The sequence below is a fragment of the Xanthomonas sp. DAR 80977 genome (assembly GCF_041240605.1).
GTDB lineage: Bacteria > Pseudomonadota > Gammaproteobacteria > Xanthomonadales > Xanthomonadaceae > Xanthomonas_A > Xanthomonas_A bundabergensis.
Genome location: NZ_CP162487.1, coordinates 2053797 through 2070881 on the forward strand (window position 1 = coordinate 2053797; position 17085 = coordinate 2070881).

Annotated in this window: 11 protein-coding genes; 3 read left to right on the forward strand and 8 right to left on the reverse strand. The window is 71.9% G+C overall.

Annotation, left to right across the window (positions count from 1 at the left end; all coding sequences use genetic code 11):
- Nucleotides 1-122: 122 nt before the first annotated feature.
- The gene (locus AB3X10_RS08730) at nt 123-1736 is read left to right on the forward strand and encodes an ATP-binding cassette domain-containing protein (RefSeq protein WP_369980790.1); all 1614 of its coding nucleotides are present in this window, start codon (nt 123-125) and stop codon (nt 1734-1736) included.
- A gap of 202 nt (nt 1737-1938) precedes the next feature.
- A complete protein-coding gene (gene rlmKL, locus AB3X10_RS08735) occupies nt 1939-4119 on the forward strand; it encodes a bifunctional 23S rRNA (guanine(2069)-N(7))-methyltransferase RlmK/23S rRNA (guanine(2445)-N(2))-methyltransferase RlmL (RefSeq protein WP_369980792.1) in 2181 nt (726 codons plus the stop codon).
- A gap of 129 nt (nt 4120-4248) precedes the next feature.
- Here the strand turns inward: rlmKL and AB3X10_RS08740 are convergent, their stop codons facing one another.
- The 3 genes from AB3X10_RS08740 to AB3X10_RS08750 form a co-directional block, all read right to left on the reverse strand.
- Nucleotides 4249-5292, reverse strand: coding sequence for an HD domain-containing phosphohydrolase (locus AB3X10_RS08740; protein ID WP_369980794.1), 1044 nt, complete (start codon nt 5290-5292; stop codon nt 4249-4251).
- 57 nt (nt 5293-5349) lie between these two features.
- The gene (locus AB3X10_RS08745; RefSeq protein WP_369980796.1) at nt 5350-9438 is read right to left on the reverse strand and encodes a CHASE domain-containing protein; all 4089 of its coding nucleotides are present in this window, start codon (nt 9436-9438) and stop codon (nt 5350-5352) included.
- Between the two features lie 179 nt (nt 9439-9617).
- On the reverse strand, nt 9618-10859 hold the full coding sequence (locus tag AB3X10_RS08750) for a DUF445 domain-containing protein (RefSeq protein WP_369981736.1): 1242 nt from the start codon (nt 10857-10859) through the stop codon (nt 9618-9620).
- 262 nt (nt 10860-11121) lie between these two features.
- Between AB3X10_RS08750 and AB3X10_RS08755 the strand changes: the two genes are divergently transcribed.
- Entirely contained in the window at nt 11122-11505 is a 384-nt protein-coding gene (locus AB3X10_RS08755; protein WP_369980798.1) for a VOC family protein, read from the forward strand.
- 59 nt (nt 11506-11564) lie between these two features.
- Here the strand turns inward: AB3X10_RS08755 and AB3X10_RS08760 are convergent, their stop codons facing one another.
- The 5 genes from AB3X10_RS08760 to AB3X10_RS08780 form a co-directional block, all read right to left on the reverse strand.
- Entirely contained in the window at nt 11565-12419 is an 855-nt protein-coding gene (locus AB3X10_RS08760; protein ID WP_369980800.1) for a plasmid replication/partition related protein, read from the reverse strand.
- A 169-nt stretch (nt 12420-12588) separates the two neighbouring features.
- Complete coding sequence (locus AB3X10_RS08765) at nt 12589-12903, reverse strand: EthD family reductase (protein ID WP_228321605.1); 315 nt, start codon at nt 12901-12903, stop codon at nt 12589-12591.
- A 95-nt stretch (nt 12904-12998) separates the two neighbouring features.
- Complete coding sequence (locus tag AB3X10_RS08770) at nt 12999-14492, reverse strand: CoA-acylating methylmalonate-semialdehyde dehydrogenase (protein WP_369980801.1); 1494 nt, start codon at nt 14490-14492, stop codon at nt 12999-13001.
- Nucleotides 14493-14517: 25 nt separating this feature from the next.
- A complete protein-coding gene (gene ald / locus AB3X10_RS08775) occupies nt 14518-15630 on the reverse strand; it encodes an alanine dehydrogenase (RefSeq protein ID WP_369980803.1) in 1113 nt (370 codons plus the stop codon).
- 61 nt (nt 15631-15691) lie between these two features.
- A complete protein-coding gene (locus tag AB3X10_RS08780; RefSeq protein WP_369980804.1) occupies nt 15692-17080 on the reverse strand; it encodes an aspartate aminotransferase family protein in 1389 nt (462 codons plus the stop codon).
- Nucleotides 17081-17085 lie beyond the last annotated feature (5 nt).

The following is a 17085-nucleotide window of genomic DNA, read 5'->3' on the forward strand; positions in this document are numbered from 1 at the left end:
CCATCGGCGTCCCGATCCACGTCTTGAGGCTTCCTCCGATGCGCCAGTGATGCCGCCGTCTTCGACGGCCTTGTCCGTTCCTGCCGAATGCGGCGGGCGTGACCGGCATCCCTGGAGGTTTCATGACGCATCCCTTGCTCGCGCTGGACAGCGCGTCCTATGTCCTGGCCGATGGCAGGATCCTGTTTTCCGATCTCGATTTCGCGCTCGATGCGCGGCGCACCGGCCTGGTCGGCCGCAACGGCGTCGGCAAGAGCGTGTTGGCGCGCCTGCTCGCCGGCCAGCTGGCGCCGAGCGGCGGCCACTGCCGCCGGCACGGCCGCGTGCACTACCTGCCGCAGCAGATCGTGCGCGGCGCCGACGCCACGGTGGCGTCGCTGGCCGGCGTGCGCCCGGCGCTGGACGCGCTGGCGCGGATCGAGGCCGGCAGCACCGATCCGGCCGACTTCGACGCGCTCGGCGAGCGCTGGGACATCGCCCAGCGCCTGCGCAGCGAACTGCAGCTGTGCGGGCTCGGCCACCTGTCCCCGCAGCGTCCGGCCGCCGAACTCAGCGGCGGCGAGGCGATGCGCGTGGCGCTGCTCGGCGCCTGGCTGTCCGCGGCGGACGTGCTGATCCTGGACGAGCCGAGCAACCATCTCGACCGCGACCAGCGCCGGCAACTGCAGCAGCAACTGCAGCGCTGGCCGCACGGGTTGCTGGTGATCAGCCACGATCGCGCGCTGCTGCAGGACATGCAGCGCATCGTGGAGCTGTCGTCGCTGGGCCTGCGCGACTATGGCGGCGGTTACGCGTTCTACGCGCAGTGCAAGGCGCAGGAGCAGCAGCAGGCGCTGGCCGAACTGGAGCGCCGCAAGCACGAGCGCCGCCGCCAGGGCGATGCGCTGCGCGAGCAGCAGGCGCGCCAGCAGCGGCGCAGCGCACACGGCCGGCGCCAGGCGCAGGACGCCAACCAGGCGCCGATCCTGCTCGGCCGGCAGCGGCAGCGCAGCGAGCACAGCGCCGGCAAGCACCAGCAGCAAGCGGCTGCCGCGCAGGCACGGCTGTCGGCGCAGGTGCGCGAGGCCGCGCACGCGGTCGAGGCCGCGGCGCCGGTCGTGCTGTTCGCGCCGACGCCGGCTGCGGCGGCCGGGCGCACGGTCGCCGAACTGCACGGCCTGCGGCTGCCGTACGCGCCGCCCGCGCGCGCCGCGCTGGACCTGTGCGTCGGCGGCCGCCAGCGGATCGGCGTGGTCGGGCCGAACGGCAGCGGCAAATCGACCCTGCTGCGGGCGCTGGACGGCCAACTCGCGCCGCTGGCCGGGCGCTGCGAACTGCGCGCGCCGAGCGCCTACCTGGACCAGTCGCTGCGCCTGCTCGATCCGGCGCTGCCGGCGCTCGCGCAGCTGCAGGCCGCCAATGCCGTCGCCGACGTGGCCGAACTGCGCACGCGGCTGGCCCTGCTCGGCCTGGACGCGCAGCGCATCGGCGTGCCCAGCGGACGGCTCAGCGGCGGCGAGCGGCTCAAGGCGGCGCTGGCCTGCGCGTTCTACCGCGCGCCGCCGGCGGAACTGCTGTTGCTGGACGAGCCGGACAACCACCTGGACCTGGACGCGCGCGAGGCGCTGCGGCAGGTGCTGCTGCAGTATCCGGGCGCGTTGCTGGTGGTGTCGCACGATGCCGCGTTCCTCGACGGGCTGCGCCTGGACACGCGCCTGCAGGCCGATGCCGAGCGCTGGCGGCTGGCGCCATGGTGAGCGCGCGCCACGCGCGGTGGGCGGCGGCGGGCGGGCGCCGATCGCGCCCCGGGCTGGTAATGGCGGGCGCGATGGCCGACCATTCGCGTCTTCCCGTCCGCTGCCGCCGCCCGCCCGTCGCGGGCCGCGCTGCCGCGATACGCGCGGGGCGGGCCCGGCGCCCGCCCGCGCATTCCTCCTTCCTCGTGTGGTCCGCATTCCCGTGAAATTCTTCGTCTCCTGCGCCAAGGGCCTGGAATACCTGCTCGTCGACGAGCTGCTCGCGCTCGGCGTCGCCAAGGCCACCGCCACCGTGTCCGGGGTCAATGCCGAGGGCGCATTGCGCGATGCGCAGCGCGCGGTGCTGTGGTCGCGCCTGGCCAGCCGCGTGCTGTGGCCGCTCGACGAATTCGAGTGCCCCGACGAGACCGCACTGTACGCCGGCGTGGCCGCGCTGCCGTGGCGCGAGCACCTGACCTCGCAGCACACCCTGGCGGTGGACGCGCACGTGTCCGGCACCGCGATCACCCACGCGCGCTACGCCGCGCAGCGGGTCAAGGACGCGGTGGTGGACACGCTGCGCGGGGAAGGCCTGGAACGGCCGTCGGTGGACGTGGAGGATCCGGACCTGCGCCTGAACCTGTCGCTGCGCAAGGGTCGCGCCACGCTGTCGGTGGACCTGGGCGGCGGCTCGCTGCACCGGCGCGGCTGGCGCCAGGTGCAGAACGCCGCGCCGCTGAAGGAGAACCTGGCCGCGGCGGTGCTGCTGCGTGGGCAGTGGCCGCAGCTGTACGCGCAGGGCGGTGGCCTGCTGGACCCGATGTGCGGCAGCGGCACGCTGCTGATCGAAGGCGCGCTGATGGCCGCCGACGTGGCCCCCGGCCTGCTGCGCGGCGATCTCGCCGCCGCGCGCCGCGGCGATGCCGGGCCGCTGGAGTTCAGCGCCGCGCCGAGCCGCTGGCTGGGCTTCGACCAGGACGCCTGGCGCGCGCTGCTGGGCGAGGCGCGGCAGCGCGAGGCCGCCGGCCGCGCGGCGCTGCAGCCGGTGATCCATGGCGGCGACATCGATCCGCATGCGATCCGCGCCGCGCGCGAGAACGCGCAGGCGGCCGGGGTCGCCGCGGCGATCGTGTTCGAGGTGCGCGATGTCGCCGACCTGCGCACGCCGGCGCAGGCGCTGGGCACGGTGGTGTGCAATCCGCCCTACGACGAGCGCCTGGCCGCCGACACCGCGCTGTACCGGCGCCTGGGCGAGGCGCTCAAGCGCGCGGTGCCGCAGTGGCGCGCCAGCCTGCTGTGCGGCAATGCCGACCTGGCCTACGCCACCGGCCTGCGCGCGGCCAAGAAGTACCAGATGTTCAATGGCGCGCTGGAATGCCCGCTGATCGTCTGCGACCCGATCGCGGTGGCGCAGCGCGAGCCGGCCGATGCGCCGCGCGCGCTCAGCGACGGCGCGCAGATGGTGGCCAACCGGCTGCGCAAGAACCTGCGCAAGTTCAAGACCTGGCGCGCGCGCGAGCAGATCGGCTGCTTCCGCGCCTACGACGCCGACCTGCCCGAGTACGCGGCGGCGATCGACGTGTACCAGGAAGACGGCGGCCAGGCGCGCACCTACCTGCACGTGCAGGAATACGCCGCGCCGGAAGAGATTCCCGATGCCGACGTGCGCCGCCGCCGCAACGAACTGCTGGCCGCGGCGCGCGAGGTGTTCGCGGTGCCGGCCGAGCGGATGGCGCTGAAGTCGCGCGAGCGCGGCAAGGGCGGCAGCAAGTACGGCCGCTTCGAGCAGCGCGGCGAATTCCTGGTGGTGCGCGAGCACGGCGCGCTGCTGCGGGTGAACCTGTTCGATTATCTGGATACCGGCCTGTTCCTGGACCACCGCCCGCTGCGCGGGGCGATGGCGCAGCAGGCGCGCGGCAAGCGCTTCCTCAACCTGTTCTGCTACACCGGCGTGGCCAGCGTGCAGGCCGCGGTGGCCGGCGCCGATTCCACCACCAGCGTGGACCTGTCGGGCACCTACCTGCAGTGGTGCGCCGACAACCTGGCCTTCAACGGCAAGGGCGGCGCCCAGCACCGGCTGGTCCAGGCCGACGCACTGACCTGGCTGGAGGCGGAGAAGAACCGCTACGACGTGATCTTCTGCGACCCGCCGACCTTCTCCAACTCGGCGCGTGCCGAGGATTTCGACATCCAGCGCGAGCACGTGCGGCTGTTGCGCGCGGCGGTGGCGCGGCTGATGCCGGAGGGCGTGCTGTACTTCTCCAACAACTTCCGCCGCTTCAAGCTGGACGCGGAGGCGCTGGCCGAATTCGCGCTGTGCGAGGAGATCACCGCGCAGACCATCGCCCCGGATTTCGAGCGCAATCCGCGCATCCATCGCGCCTGGCGCCTGCAGCGGCGCTGAGGTGGGCTCCCCTGCAGGAGCGGCTTCAGCCGCGACCGGGCGTCACCGGTAATGCCCGGTCGCGGCTGAAGCCGCTCCTGCAGGGGCAAGGGTGCAGGCAGGCGGAAACAGCTGCGCGTGGCGGGCGGCTCAGCTGTCGCGATGCCGCGTCGCGGAACGCGCGCTGGCGCGATGCGGCACGTCCTCGCCCGGTTCGCGTTCGCTCCAGTAGTCCTGGATCTGCAGGATCTGCGGCAGGATCGCGCTGAACAGGGTCACCAGGCGCGGCTCGAACTGCGCCCCGGCCTGTTGCTGGAACAGGTCCATCACCTTCGCCAGCGGCCAGGCGTCCTTGTACGGGCGCTGCGTGGTCAGCGCATCGAACACGTCGGCCAGGGCCACGATCCGCGCCGACTCGGGAATGCGTTCGCCGGCCAGGCCGGCCGGATAGCCGCTGCCGTCCCAGTGCTCGTGGTGGTGCAGCGCGACCTCGGCGGCGAGCCGGAACAGCGGCGCGCCGCTGCGGCTGAGGATGTCGTAGCCGATCTGCGGATGCCGCTTCATCACCGCCCATTCGTCCGCATCCAGCGGCCCGGGCTTCTTCAGGATCGCGTCGGGGATGCCGATCTTGCCGGTGTCGTGCATCGGCGCGGCCTGCTCGAGCAGCTTGGCGTCCTCGCCCGACCAGCCGGCGGCGACCGCCAGCGCACGCGCATAGGCGGCCATGCGCCAGATGTGGGTGCCGGTGTCCGAGTCGCTGTAGTGGCCGGCCATGCCCAGCATCTGGATCGCGTCGCGGTGGCTGCTGGCCAGGCTGGCGGCGCTGACCAGCGACAGGTGGGTGCGCACCCGCGCGCGCAGGATGCTCGGCGAATAGGGCTTGGTGATGTAGTCCACGCCGCCGGCCTCGAAGCCGATGCTCTCGTCGGCATCCTTGTCCTTGCCGGTGACGAAGATGATCGGGATCGCCGCGGTGCGCGGGTCCTGCTTCAGGGTGCGGGCGATGGTGTAGCCGTCCAGGTCGGGCAGGTCGACGTCGAGCAGGATCAGCGCAGGCCGGTGCTTGACCACGGCGCGCAGGGCCTCGGCGCCGTTCTTGGCGAAGGTCAGCGCGTAGTCCTCGCGCAGGATCTGCCGGATCAGGGCCAGGTTGCTGGCTTCGTCGTCTACGCACAGGATGGGGGGCTGGACCATCGTCGTTCCTTGTCGTGTGCACCCAACGGCAGCCGGACCGGGCCGGCGCGGCGGATGCTATTGGGGTGCATCGGCTTGCCAGCGCCTGACTTTAGCCTCTGCCTCGCGGAAGGAAAAACTCTCGACCAACTGCTTCAGCTCCGCGGCCATCGCCGCCGGCAGCGAGGGCGCCAGCCCGTGCAGCATCCGTTCCACGCGGTCCGGGTCGTCGCTGTCCAGGGCCTGCAGCAGCAGCTGCAGTTGCTGCTGCAGCGGCAGCGCGGAGGCGGTGCCGTCGTCCGCGGCCGGGGCCGCCGGCAGCGCCTGCGCGGCGGCCGCCTCGGCCTCGGTCTCGGCGACGAAGCGCTGGATCGCCGCGGCGGTGATGGTCATGGCCATGTCCAGCGCCGCGATCATGGGGCCGGCCTGCGCCGGCGCTTCGCCGAGCCGTTCCTCCAGCGCGGCGCTGGCCGCGACCAGCGCCGGCAGCGCCAGCGAGCCGGCCGAGCCGCGCAGCTTGTGCACGTAGGAGATCGCCGCAGCCGGCGCCTGCGGATCCAGCAGCGCCTGCAGCGTCGCCGCCGGATCGGGGTTGTCCTGCAGCAGCTTCAGCAGGTAGCGCTGGTAGGGCGCGCGTTCGGTCCACAGCCGCTGCGCCTGCGCGGCGTCGAGCAGTTGCGGATCGGCCGTGGGCCAGACCTCCGCGGCGGCCACCGGCAGCGGCTCGAGCGGCGGCGGCGAGCGCAGCGGCAGGAACTGGCGGATCACCGCGATCAGTTCCTCGACCTGGAAGGGTTTGGCGATGAAGCCGTTCATGCCGCTGGACAGGGCCAGCTCCTGCTGCTGGCGGTAGGCGCCGGCGGTCAGCGCGATCACCGGCAGGCCGGCCAGGCGCGGGTCCTCGCGCAGCAGGCGGGTGGCTTCGTAGCCGTCCAGGGTCGGCATCTGCACGTCCATCAGCACCAGCTGGAAGCGGCTGGGATCGCGCCGCAGCCGCTGCAGGGCCTGTTCGCCGTCGTGGGCCAGTTCCACCAGCGCGCCTTCGCCCTCGAGGATGCGCTGCGCGACCTCGCAATTGATCTCGCTGTCGTCCACCACCAGCAGCCGCGCGCCGGCCAGGCGCGGCGTGCCGTCGCCGCTGAGCAGGGGTGCCGGGCCGTCGCCGCGGCGCCGCGCCAGCAATGTGGCGATGGTGCGGTACAGCGCCGAGGCGGTGACCGGCTTGGTCATCACCGCGTCCACGTCGCTCGGCGCGTAGTGCTGTTCCTCCAGCAGGCGGCGCTCGTAGGCGGTGACCATGACGATGATCGGCTGCCGGTCCGGCGCCGATTGCGCGCGGATGCGCTGCGCCACCCGCAGCCCGTCCAGGTCGGGCATGCGCCAGTCGAGCAGGATCACGTCGAAGCCGTCGCGCTCCGGGCCGGCCGCGGCGATCGCGTCGGTGCCGTTGGCCACCGCTTCCACCTGCCAGCCGAAGCCGCTGGCGATGCTGGCCAGGTTGCTGCGCACCAGGTCGTGGTCGTCGGCGATCAGCACCCGCCGCGCTTCCGGATGTTCCGTCTCCGCGGCCGGCGCCGGCAGCACCGGGAAGCTGATCGCGAAATAGAAGTCGCTGCCGCGGCCGGGCGTGCTCTGCACCTCGAGCTGGCCGCCCATCAGTTCCACCAGGCGCCGGCTGATGGTCAGGCCCAGGCCGCTGCCGCCGTAGCGGCGGCTGGTGGAGGTGTCGGCCTGCAGGAACGGCGAGAAGATCAGGCTCTGTTTCTCGCGCGGGATGCCGATGCCGGTGTCGCGCACCGAGAAGAACAGCTTGATCTTGCCGGGTTCGGCGCTGGGGAAGCTGCGCACCGACAGCGCCACTTCGCCCTGCTCGGTGAACTTGATGGCGTTGCCGACCAGGTTGATCAGCACCTGGTTCAGGCGCAGCGCATCGCCGCGCAGCCAGCGGCAGCCGGCCGGCAGCGGTTCGACGATCATCTCCACCGGCTTGGCGCTGATCGCCGAGGTCATCAGCGCGGCGATGTTCTCCAGCAGCTGGTTCAGGTCGAACGGTTCCGATTCCAGGTCGATGCGCCCGGATTCGATCTTGGAGAAGTCGAGGATGTCGTTGATGATCTCCAGCAGCGTGCGCGCCGACGCGTCGCTCTTCTGGATCATGTCCTTGGCCGCCTGCGGCAGCTCGCTGTGCTGCAGCAGGTACAGCATGCCCAGGATCGCATTCATCGGCGTGCGGATCTCGTGGCTCATGTTGGCCAGGAAATCGCTCTTGGACTGGTTGGCGGTTTCCGCCGCGTCGATCGCCAGGCGCAGTTCGCGCTCGTGGCGCTTCTGCTCGGTCAGGTCGACCGCGATGCCGAGGTAGCCGATCACCTGGTCGTTGTCGTCGCGCAGCGTGCTCAGCGTCAGCAGCACCGGGAACGGGCGCCCGTCCTTGCTGACGTAGGTCCATTCGCGGGTGTCGCTGCGCCCCAGCGTGGACAGCGCGGCCACCGACTCGAACGCCGGCGCCACCGCCATGCCCGATTGCGCGGCCATGCGCTCGGCGCGGCTGGCCAGCTGCTCCGGATCCAGGAACAGGCCGGTGGCCTTGCGTCCGATCATCTCGTGCGCGGGGTAGCCGAGCATGGTCTCGGCGGCGGGGTTGAACAGGGTGATGGTGCCGTCCGGGTCGGTGGCGACGATCGCGTAGCCGGCGTTGGCCAGGATCGCGCGCTGCAGCGCCGAATAGGTGACCAGTTCGCTGGTGCGCTGCGCCACCTGCTGTTCCAGGGTGGCGTTGAGTTCCAGCACGCGCGCCTCGGCACGCACCCGTTCGGACACGTCGTGCAGCAGGTGCGAGTGGCCGACCACGTCGCCGTCGTTGTCCAGGATCGGCGAGGCGCTGGCCAGCACGCTGACGCGATGGCCGTCGCGATGGCGTAGCTCGCGCACCTGCGTGCCGTTGCCGGTGGAGTCGCGCACCTGCGCGCCGAGCAGGTCCTGCAACGGTTGCCCGATGGCCTGGGTCGGGGCGTAGCCGAAGATGCGTTCGGCGGCCGGATTCCAGTGGGTGATGCGGCCATCCGCGTCCTCGGCGACGATCGCCTCGCTGGAACCGCCGACCAGCGCCGCCAGCTGGCTCTGTTCGCGCAGGATCAGGTCGCGGCGGTGGCGGCCGGTCAGGTACAGGTACAGCAGCGCGGCGAGCAGCACGGAGATGCCGCCGACCAGGCCGCCGGCCAGCAGCGGCGAGGTCTGGTTGAGCGAGCGCACGAAGCCCGGCGTCGCCTGCGCGCCGAGCAGCCATTGGCGGCCGTAGATCGGCAGGCTGCGCTCGGCGCGCAGTCCGGTGGGCGGCGTCTGCGCGGCGGCGGCGTCGCGATAGAACGGTTGCGCGCTGTTCTCGCTGTCGGCCAGGGTCAACAGCAGTTCGTGGGCATGGTTGGGCGAGGACACCAGCACTTCGGCGATGTTCAACGGCGCGTAGGCCCAGCCGGTGGTGGCCTGCCAACGTTGCTCCGGGGTCTGCAGCGGCAGGTCTTCGCGGTAGACCGGCAACAGCAGCAGGAAACCGCTGTTGCCGACCCCGGGACTCTGCACCAGGCGGACCGGCGCGGTGATGGTCGGCTTGCCCGAGCGCGCCGCGGCGATCGCCGCCGTGCGCCGCGCCGGCTCGGAGGCGATGTCGAAGCCCTGCGCGGGATTGTTGAGCCGCAGCGGCTGGATGTACAGGATCACGAAGCGGTCGCCATCGTGCGGCGTCATCTGGCGGATCTGCAGCGACGGTGCGCCGTCGCTGCGTGCCTGCTGCAGGAACGCGGCCTCGTCGGCCTGCGCCACCCGGCGGATGTAGCCGAAGCCGCGCACGCCGGGGAATTCGCGCCGGTACTCGCGCGAGTCGCTGTAGCGCTGGAAGCGCTCGCGGCTGATGTGGTCGCCGCCGGCGGCGATCACCGCGCCGCGCGCGCCGCGCAGGCCGTGTTCGTAGACGTTCAGGCGTTGCTGCAGCTCGCCGGTGACGTGCGTGGTCAGCTGCTGGAAGCGGTCGCGGGCCTGCTGCAGGTTGCGTTGCTGCAGGAAGCGCGCGAGCAGCGCCGCCGCCAGCAGCCCGAGGACCAGGACCAGCACCGCGGCGCCGAGCGCCGAACGCGCAGGGCCGGCAGCGGGTGTCCAGCGGTTCTTCGACATGCGCCCCTTTCCTTTGGCGAACGCTGGCGATGCGCGGGCATCGGCGTCCTTCCGGTCCGTACGGGATGGCCTTCACGGTTGCAGCGCGGCCCCGTCCCGACCGCGCATGCCACGCTAGCGCGATCGCTGCCGCCGCACCAGCCCCTGCGCTGCGCTGCCGGGGCGAACGTCTACGACCTTCATGGAATCAGCGTGACGGCTGCGTGCAGCGTGACCCCGATCAGGCCGCCGACCAGGGTGCCGTTGAAGCGGATGTACTGCAGGTCGCGGCCGACGCTCAGCTCCAGCTGTTCCACCAGGTGGCGTTCGTCCCAGCCCTTCACGGTCTGCGCGATGTGCTCGGTGACGCCGCTGCGCAGGCGCTGGGTCAGTTTCTCGGCGCCGCCGAGCAGGTGCTGGTTGAGCGCCTCGCGCAGCGCGCTGTCCTGGGACAGGGATTGCCCGAATGCGGCCAGCGAGCGCTGCAAATGCTGCACCAGCACACCGTCGCCGCGCGACAGGTCCTGGCGCAGGCTGGCGTGGATCTGGTCCCACAGGCCCTGCACGTAGTCCTGCACGCCGGGGTGCTCGATCAGGCGCTGCTTCATCGCCTGCAGCTTGTCGGCGGTGGCCGGGTCGCTGCGCAGCCGCTGCACGTAGCCGCCGAGCCAGCGCTCGTAGTCCTGGCGCAGCGGATGCTGCGGCTGCGACAGCACGTCCTGCAGTTCGTCCAGCAGCGCGTGCGCCAGGCGCTCGGCCAGGGTGTCGGCGATGCCTTCCACCGGCTTGACCCATTCCACCGTGCCGACCAGCTTGGGCCATTCGCGGCGCGCGTACTTCACGATCATCGCCGACACGCGCTGCTTCACCGCCGCATCGTCCAGGTGCCGGCCGAGCCGGGTCAGCGCTTCGTCGAGCAGGGCCTGGTGGCGGCCGTCGGCGGTGAGCAGGCCGAGGATCTCGCCGGCGGTCGCGGCCGCGTTCCATTCGTGCAGGCGCGCCACCACGAAGCCGTGGATGCGGCGCCGCACCGCGGCCTCGTCGAGCAGGTCCAGCGCCTGCAGCGCCCAGCCGCGCGCCAGCTCGGCCAGCTTGCCGGCCTGCGCCGGTTCGGCCAGCCACTGGCCCAGCCGCGCCGCGGGATCGAACGCGCTGAGCTTGGCCAGCAGCGCCGCCGGTTCCAGGAAATGGTCGCGCACGAACACCGCCAGGCTGTCGGCGATGCGCGCCTTGCCGTGCGGGATGATCGCGGTGTGCGGGATCGGCAGCCCCAGCGGATGGCGGAACAGCGCCACCACCGCGAACCAGTCGGCCAGCGCGCCGACCGTGGCGGCCTCGCAGAATGCGCCGATCCAGGCCCAGGCGCCGTGCATGCCCATGACATGGCTGAGCAGGAAGCCGGCCAGCATCGCCAGCAGCAACAGCGCCGCCAGCAGTTTCATGCGCCGCAGCTGCGAGCGGCGCGGATCTGGCGGCATGGTTTGTTCGGAAGACGCGCTCATGTGGGCGAGTTTACGCAGCGCGCGGTTAGGACGGTTTCATCGGAGCGGCCGTCACCGGCGTGCGCGCGAACGTCCAACGCCGGCACGCCCAGCGCGCCGGCCGGCCAGGCGCGGCGCTCCGGCACGGCGCCGTCGCGGGGGCATGGCCGGGTGCTGGACGGCATGCTAGGTTCGCCTCCGGGCCACTTGCCGAACGCGCGCCATGCTCGCCGATCACACCCCTGCCGGTTTTTTCATCGCCGTCGACGACATCGACCGCGCGCGCGCCTTCTACGAGGGCATCCTGGGCCTGCGCTGCCAGGGCTTCGACGGCTTCGCCCTGAAATTCGCGGCCGGTCCGATCAACCTGCGCATCGTCACGCCGCCGGCGCGCGTCGCCGCCGACTACACCGTGTTCGGTTGGGAGAGCGCCGATATCGGTGCCGATGTGGCCGCGCTTGCGGCCAGGGGCGTTGCGTTCATCCGCTACCCGTTCTTCGCCGACAGCCAGGACGCGCAAGGCATCTGGACCGCGCCGAACGGCGACAAGGTGGCCTGGTTCCGCGATCCGGACGGCAACACCCTGTCGCTTGCCCAGCACGCCTGAAGCGTGTCGGCACCGCGGCCTGCGCACCGCGCCGGATCGCGCGAGCTTCAGCGCCCGGATCAGCCCTGCAGCCGCGCGCGCAGTGCCGCCACTTCCTCGCGCAGCGCCCGGTTCTCGGCGTCCAGCTCGGCCACGCGCTGGCGCAGCGCGGCCAGTTCGCTGTCGCCCTGCGCTGCGTCGCCATCGCCATCCCGTTCGGTGGCCGCCGTGTCGCGCGGCTTGCGTTTGGACTCGCGGGCGCGCTTGGCCGCCTGCTTGAGTTCGTCCTTGCCGGCCATGGCCGCGGCGCGCTGTTCGTCCTCGGGCAGGCTGGCCACCGCCGCGGCGGCGTTGATCGAGATCGCGCCGGACTTCACCGCTTCCACCACTTCGGCGGTGGCCTGCTTCTGGATCTTCTCGATCTGCACCACCTGGCTGTTGCTGAGCCGCGCGGCGCGGGCCAGCTCGGCGCGGCTCAACGGCGCCGGCATCGCCTCGCTGCGCGCGCCGTCTGCGCCGGCAGGCGCATCGGCCCAGGGCGCGGCATCGTCCTGCGCCTCGGCTGCGGCGCCATCGGCGGCCGCCGTGGACGCCTCGGCGGCGCGGCTGCGGCGTTCGGCCAGGATCTCGCGCTTGCGCAGCGCCAGCACGCCGCGCTGGAAATCGGACACGCTGCGCCGGCCCAGGTGCTGGTCGATCATCCACAGGTGCACGTCCTGCAGCGACTGGAAGCGGGTGTTCTGCACGGTCTGGAACGGCAGCCCGTGTTTCTGGCAGATGCCGTAGCGGTTGTGGCCGTCGACCAGGATCTCGCCCCACAGCACCAGCGCATCGCGGCAGCCTTCGGCGAGCAGGCTGCGCTCCAGCGCCGCGTACTCGTCGGCGGTGAGCGGATCGATGTAGGCCTTGAGGTCTTCTTTGACGACGATGTTCATCGGGCACGGCACGGTGTTGCGAGGGGGCCGGCATTGTAGAGGGCCGGGATTGGGGATTGGCGGATTCGGGATTCGCAAGAGCGCAACTCTTGCGTCTCCCGCACTGCGGGCGTGCCTTCCGGCCCAATCCCGAATCCCGAATCCCGAATCCCGGCTCGCGCAGCGAGCCTCACCCCACCACCACCTCGCTGATCTGCATCACCGGGGTCAGGTCGGTGTAGTTCTTGATGTCGCCGAGGATCTCGTCGGCATGCGGGCCGAAGCCGGCCTGGAACGCGTCCACCGAGTCGCTGAAGATGTGGCACATGCCGACATAGGTCGGATCGCTGCCGGGGGCGCCGCCGGACAGGCCCTTGTCCACGGTGTAGCCCTTGCAGGCATCGCCCATGCGCGCCTGCAGCAGCGGCATGTGCGTGTCGCGGTAGTAGTCGTGGTCGAAACGGGCGCCTGGCGTGTACGGGTACATCACGCTGACCTTGATCATGGAGCGACTCCTGTGGCTGCGGCGGTAGGATCGGGGGTCGCGCAAGGCTACACCGTCGCGGCGCTGCGCCCGTGCTGCGTTGCGGCGCTGCGCTTCTAGCGCATCGTCGGCATCGCGAACTCGGCCGCTTGCGCCGCCGCCGGCCAGCGCGCGGTGACGGTCTTGAGCCGGGTGTAGAAGCGCACCCCGTCGGGGCCGTGCACGTGCAGCGGGCCGAACAGCGAGCGCTTCCAGCCGCCGAAGCTGTGGAACGCCATCGGCACCGGGATCGGCACGTTGATCCCGACCATGCCGGCCTGCACGCGCCGGGCGAAGGCGCGCGCGGCGCCGCCGTCGCGGGTGAACACCGCCGCGCCGTTGCCGTACTCGTGCGCGTCGATCAGCTGCAGCGCGGCGTCGGCGTCGGCCACGCGCAGCACGCACAGCACCGGGCCGAAGATCTCCTCGCGGTAGATGCGCATGTCGGCGCGCACGTGGTCGAACAGGCTGCCGCCGAGGAAGAAGCCGCCGGCCTGCGCGGGCGCTTGCGCGTCGCGGCCGTCCACCACCAGCGTGGCGCCGTCGGCCACGCCGCTGTCGATGTAGCCGCGCACGCGTTCGCGGTGCGCGGCGCTGATCAGCGGGCCCATGTCCGGTTCGTCGGCGCCGGCGCCCAGGCGCAGCGCGGCCACCCGCGGCGCCAGTCTGGCCACCAGCGCATCGGCCACCGCATCGCCCACGCACACCGCCACCGAGATCGCCATGCAGCGTTCGCCGGCCGAGCCGTAGCCGGCGCCGAGCAGGGCGGCGGCGACGTCGTCCAGGTCGGCGTCGGGCAGCACCACCAGGTGGTTCTTGGCCCCGCCCAGCGCCTGCACGCGCTTGCCCAGCGCGCTGCCGCGCGCGTACAGGTCGGCGGCGACCGGGGTGGAGCCGACGAAGCTCAGCGCCTGCACCTGCGGATGCGCGAGCAGCGCATCCACCGCCGGCTTGGCGCCGTGCACCACGTTGAACACGCCGTCCGGCAGGCCGGCCTCGTGCAGCCAGTCGGCCAGCAGCAGCGAGGCGGACGGATCGCGTTCGGACGGCTTGAGCACGAAGCTGTTGCCGCAGGCCAGCGCCACCGGCAGCATCCACAGCGGCACCATCGCCGGGAAGTTGAACGGGGTGACCCCGGCGACCACGCCCAGCGGCGCGTATTCGCTCCACGCGTCCACGCCGCGGCCGACATCGACCGAATGCTCGCCCTTGAGCAGGTGTGGAATGCCGCAGGCGAACTCCACCACCTCCATGCCGCGGGTGACCTCGCCGCGCGCATCGGACACCACCTTGCCGTGCTCGGCGCTGATGCAGCGGGCCAGCGTGTCGGCATGCCGTTCCAGCAGTTCGCGGAAGCGGAACATCACCCGCGCGCGCTGCAGGGGCGGGGTCGCCGCCCAGGCCGGGAACGCCTGCGCGGCGGCGGTCACCGCCATCCCGACCGCATGCGCGTCGCCCAGCGGCACGCGCCGCGCCACCGCGCCGCTGGCCGGATCGAACACCTCGGCATAGTCGCCGTTGCGGAAATCGACGCGGCGGCCGCCGATGTAGTGGGACAGGGACTCGTTCATGGTCGGCAATCCTCGAAGGAAACTCTCAGCCCAGCGCGTCCAGCGGCCGCACGAACTCCTGTCCCAGCGCCTGCGCCACCGCGCGGTGGGTGAGCTTGCCGGCGTGCACGTTGAGGCCGTTGCGCAGGTCCTGGTCGTCGCGCAGCGCCTGCAGGCCGTGCTCGGCCAGCTGCAGCACGAACGGCAAGGTGGCGTTGGTCAGGGCGAAGGTGGAGGTGCGCGCCACGCCGCCGGGCATGTTGGCCACGCAGTAGTGGACGATGCCGTCGACCTCGTAGGTCGGCTGCTGGTGGGTGGTGGCGTGGCTGGTCTCGAAGCAGCCGCCCTGGTCGATCGCCACGTCCACCAGCACCGAGCCCGGACGCAGCAGCGCCAGCTGCGCGCGCGACACCAGCTTGGGCGCGGCGGCGCCGGGGATCAGCACCGCGCCGATCACCAGGTCGGTGTGCGGCAGGCATTGCTCGATCGCGTCGCGGGTGGAATACAGCGTGGTCAGCTGGTGGCCGTACAGCTCGTCGAGGTACTTGAGCCGTTCCAGCGAGCGGTCCAGCACCGTCACCCGCGCGTGCAGGCCCATCGCCATGCGCGCGGCGTTGATGCCGACCACGCCGCCGCCGATCACCAGCACCTCCGCCGGCGCGACCCCGGGCACGCCGCCGAGCAGCACGCCGGAGCCGCCCTGCGCCTTTTCCAGCGCATGCGCGCCGGCCTGGATCGCCATGCGCCCGGCGACCTCGCTCATCGGCGCCAGCAGCGGCAGCCCGCCGTGGCCGTCGGTGACGGTCTCGTAGGCGATCGCGGTGCAGCCGGAGCGCAGCAGCGCATTGGCCTGCGCCGGATCGGGCGCCAGGTGCAGGTAGGTGAACAGCAGTTGCCCGGGACGCAGCAGCGCGCATTCCTCCGGTTGCGGCTCCTTGACCTTGACGATCATGTCGGCCTGCGCGAACACGCTGGCCGCGTCGTCGGCCAGGCGCGCGCCGGCGCGTTCGTAGTCCGCGTCGGTCAGGCCGATGGCCTGGCCGCCGTCGCGCTGCACCAGCACCTGGTGGCCGTGCAGCACCAGTTCGCGGACCCCGGCCGGGGTCAGCCCGATCCGGTATTCGTGGTTCTTGATCTCTTTCGGGACGCCGACCAGCATGAGCGGTTCTCCAGGCATGCGGCGCGCGTGGGGAGCGCGGAGCGGGTTGGGTGGGCGGGGGTCAGGGCGTGCTGCGGATCATGTCGGCCAGCACCGCGAAGATCCGGTCGATGTGCTCGCGCTCCACGATCAGCGGCGGCGACAGCGCGATGGTGTCGCCGGTGACGCGGATCAGCAGGCCGGCGTCGTGGAAGCAGCGCTCGAAGATCTCGTAGGCGCGCGCGCCGGGCGCATCCTTGCGCGATGCCAGTTCGATCGCGCCGATCAGGCCGAAATTGCGGATGTCGACGACGTGCGGCAAGTCCTTCAGCGCATGGATCGCCTGCTGCCAGTAGCCGCCCAGTTCGATCGCCTTTTCGAACAGCTTCTCTTCGGCATAGGTATCCAGCGTCGCCAGCGCCGCGGCGCAGGCCAGCGGATGGCCGGAGTAGGTGTAGCCGTGGAACAGGTCGATGGCGCCGGCCGGACCGTGGGCGAAGGCGTCGTGGATGGCGTGCGAGACCAACACCGCGCCCATCGGCACGCAGCCGTTGGTCAGGCCCTTGGCGGTGGTGATCAGGTCCGGGGTCACGCCGAAGCGCTGCGCGGCGAAGGCCTTGCCGACGCGGCCGTAGCCGGTGATCACCTCGTCGAAGATCAGCACGATGCCGTGCTTGTCGCACAGCTCGCGGATGCGCTGCAGATAGCCCAGCGGCGGCAGCACCACGCCGGCCGAGCCGGAGATCGGCTCGATGATGACGGCGGCGATGGTCGAGGCGTCGTGCAGCGCGACCAGCCGCTCCAGGTCCTCGGCCAGCTCCACGCCGTGCGCCGGCAGCCCCTGCGAGAACGCGTTGCGCTCGATGTCCAGGGTATGCCGCAGGTGGTCCACGCCGGGCAGCAGCGGGCCGAACCATTTGCGGTTGTTGGGCAGCCCGCCGACCGAGATGCCGCCGAAACCGACCCCGTGGTAGCCCTTCTCGCGGCCGATGAAGCGGGTGCGCTGGCCCTCGCCGCGGGCGCGGTGGTAGGCCAGGGCGATCTTCATCGCGGTGTCCACCGACTCGGAGCCGGAGTTGGTATAGAACACATGGTCCAGGCCGGGCGGGGCCAGTTCGACCAGGCGCTCGGCGAGCACGAACGGCAGCGGCGAGCCCATCTGGAAGGTCGGCGCGAAATCCAGCGTGGCGATCTGCCTGGACACCGCCTCGACGATGCGCGGCCGCGCGTGCCCGGCATTGCAGCACCACAGCCCGGCGGTGCCGTCGAGGATCTGGCGCCCGTCCACGCTGCGGTAGTACATGCCTTCGGCCGAGGCCAGCAAGCGCGGCCGCGCCTTGAACTGGCGATTGGCGGTGAACGGCATCCAGAACGCATCCATGCCGTCCGGCGCCTGCGTGGCCTGGGCGGCGTAGTGGTCGGCCAGCGCCTGGGAGGAGGGGGGCGACTGAGGGCTCATCACAGGCTCCACGCGAG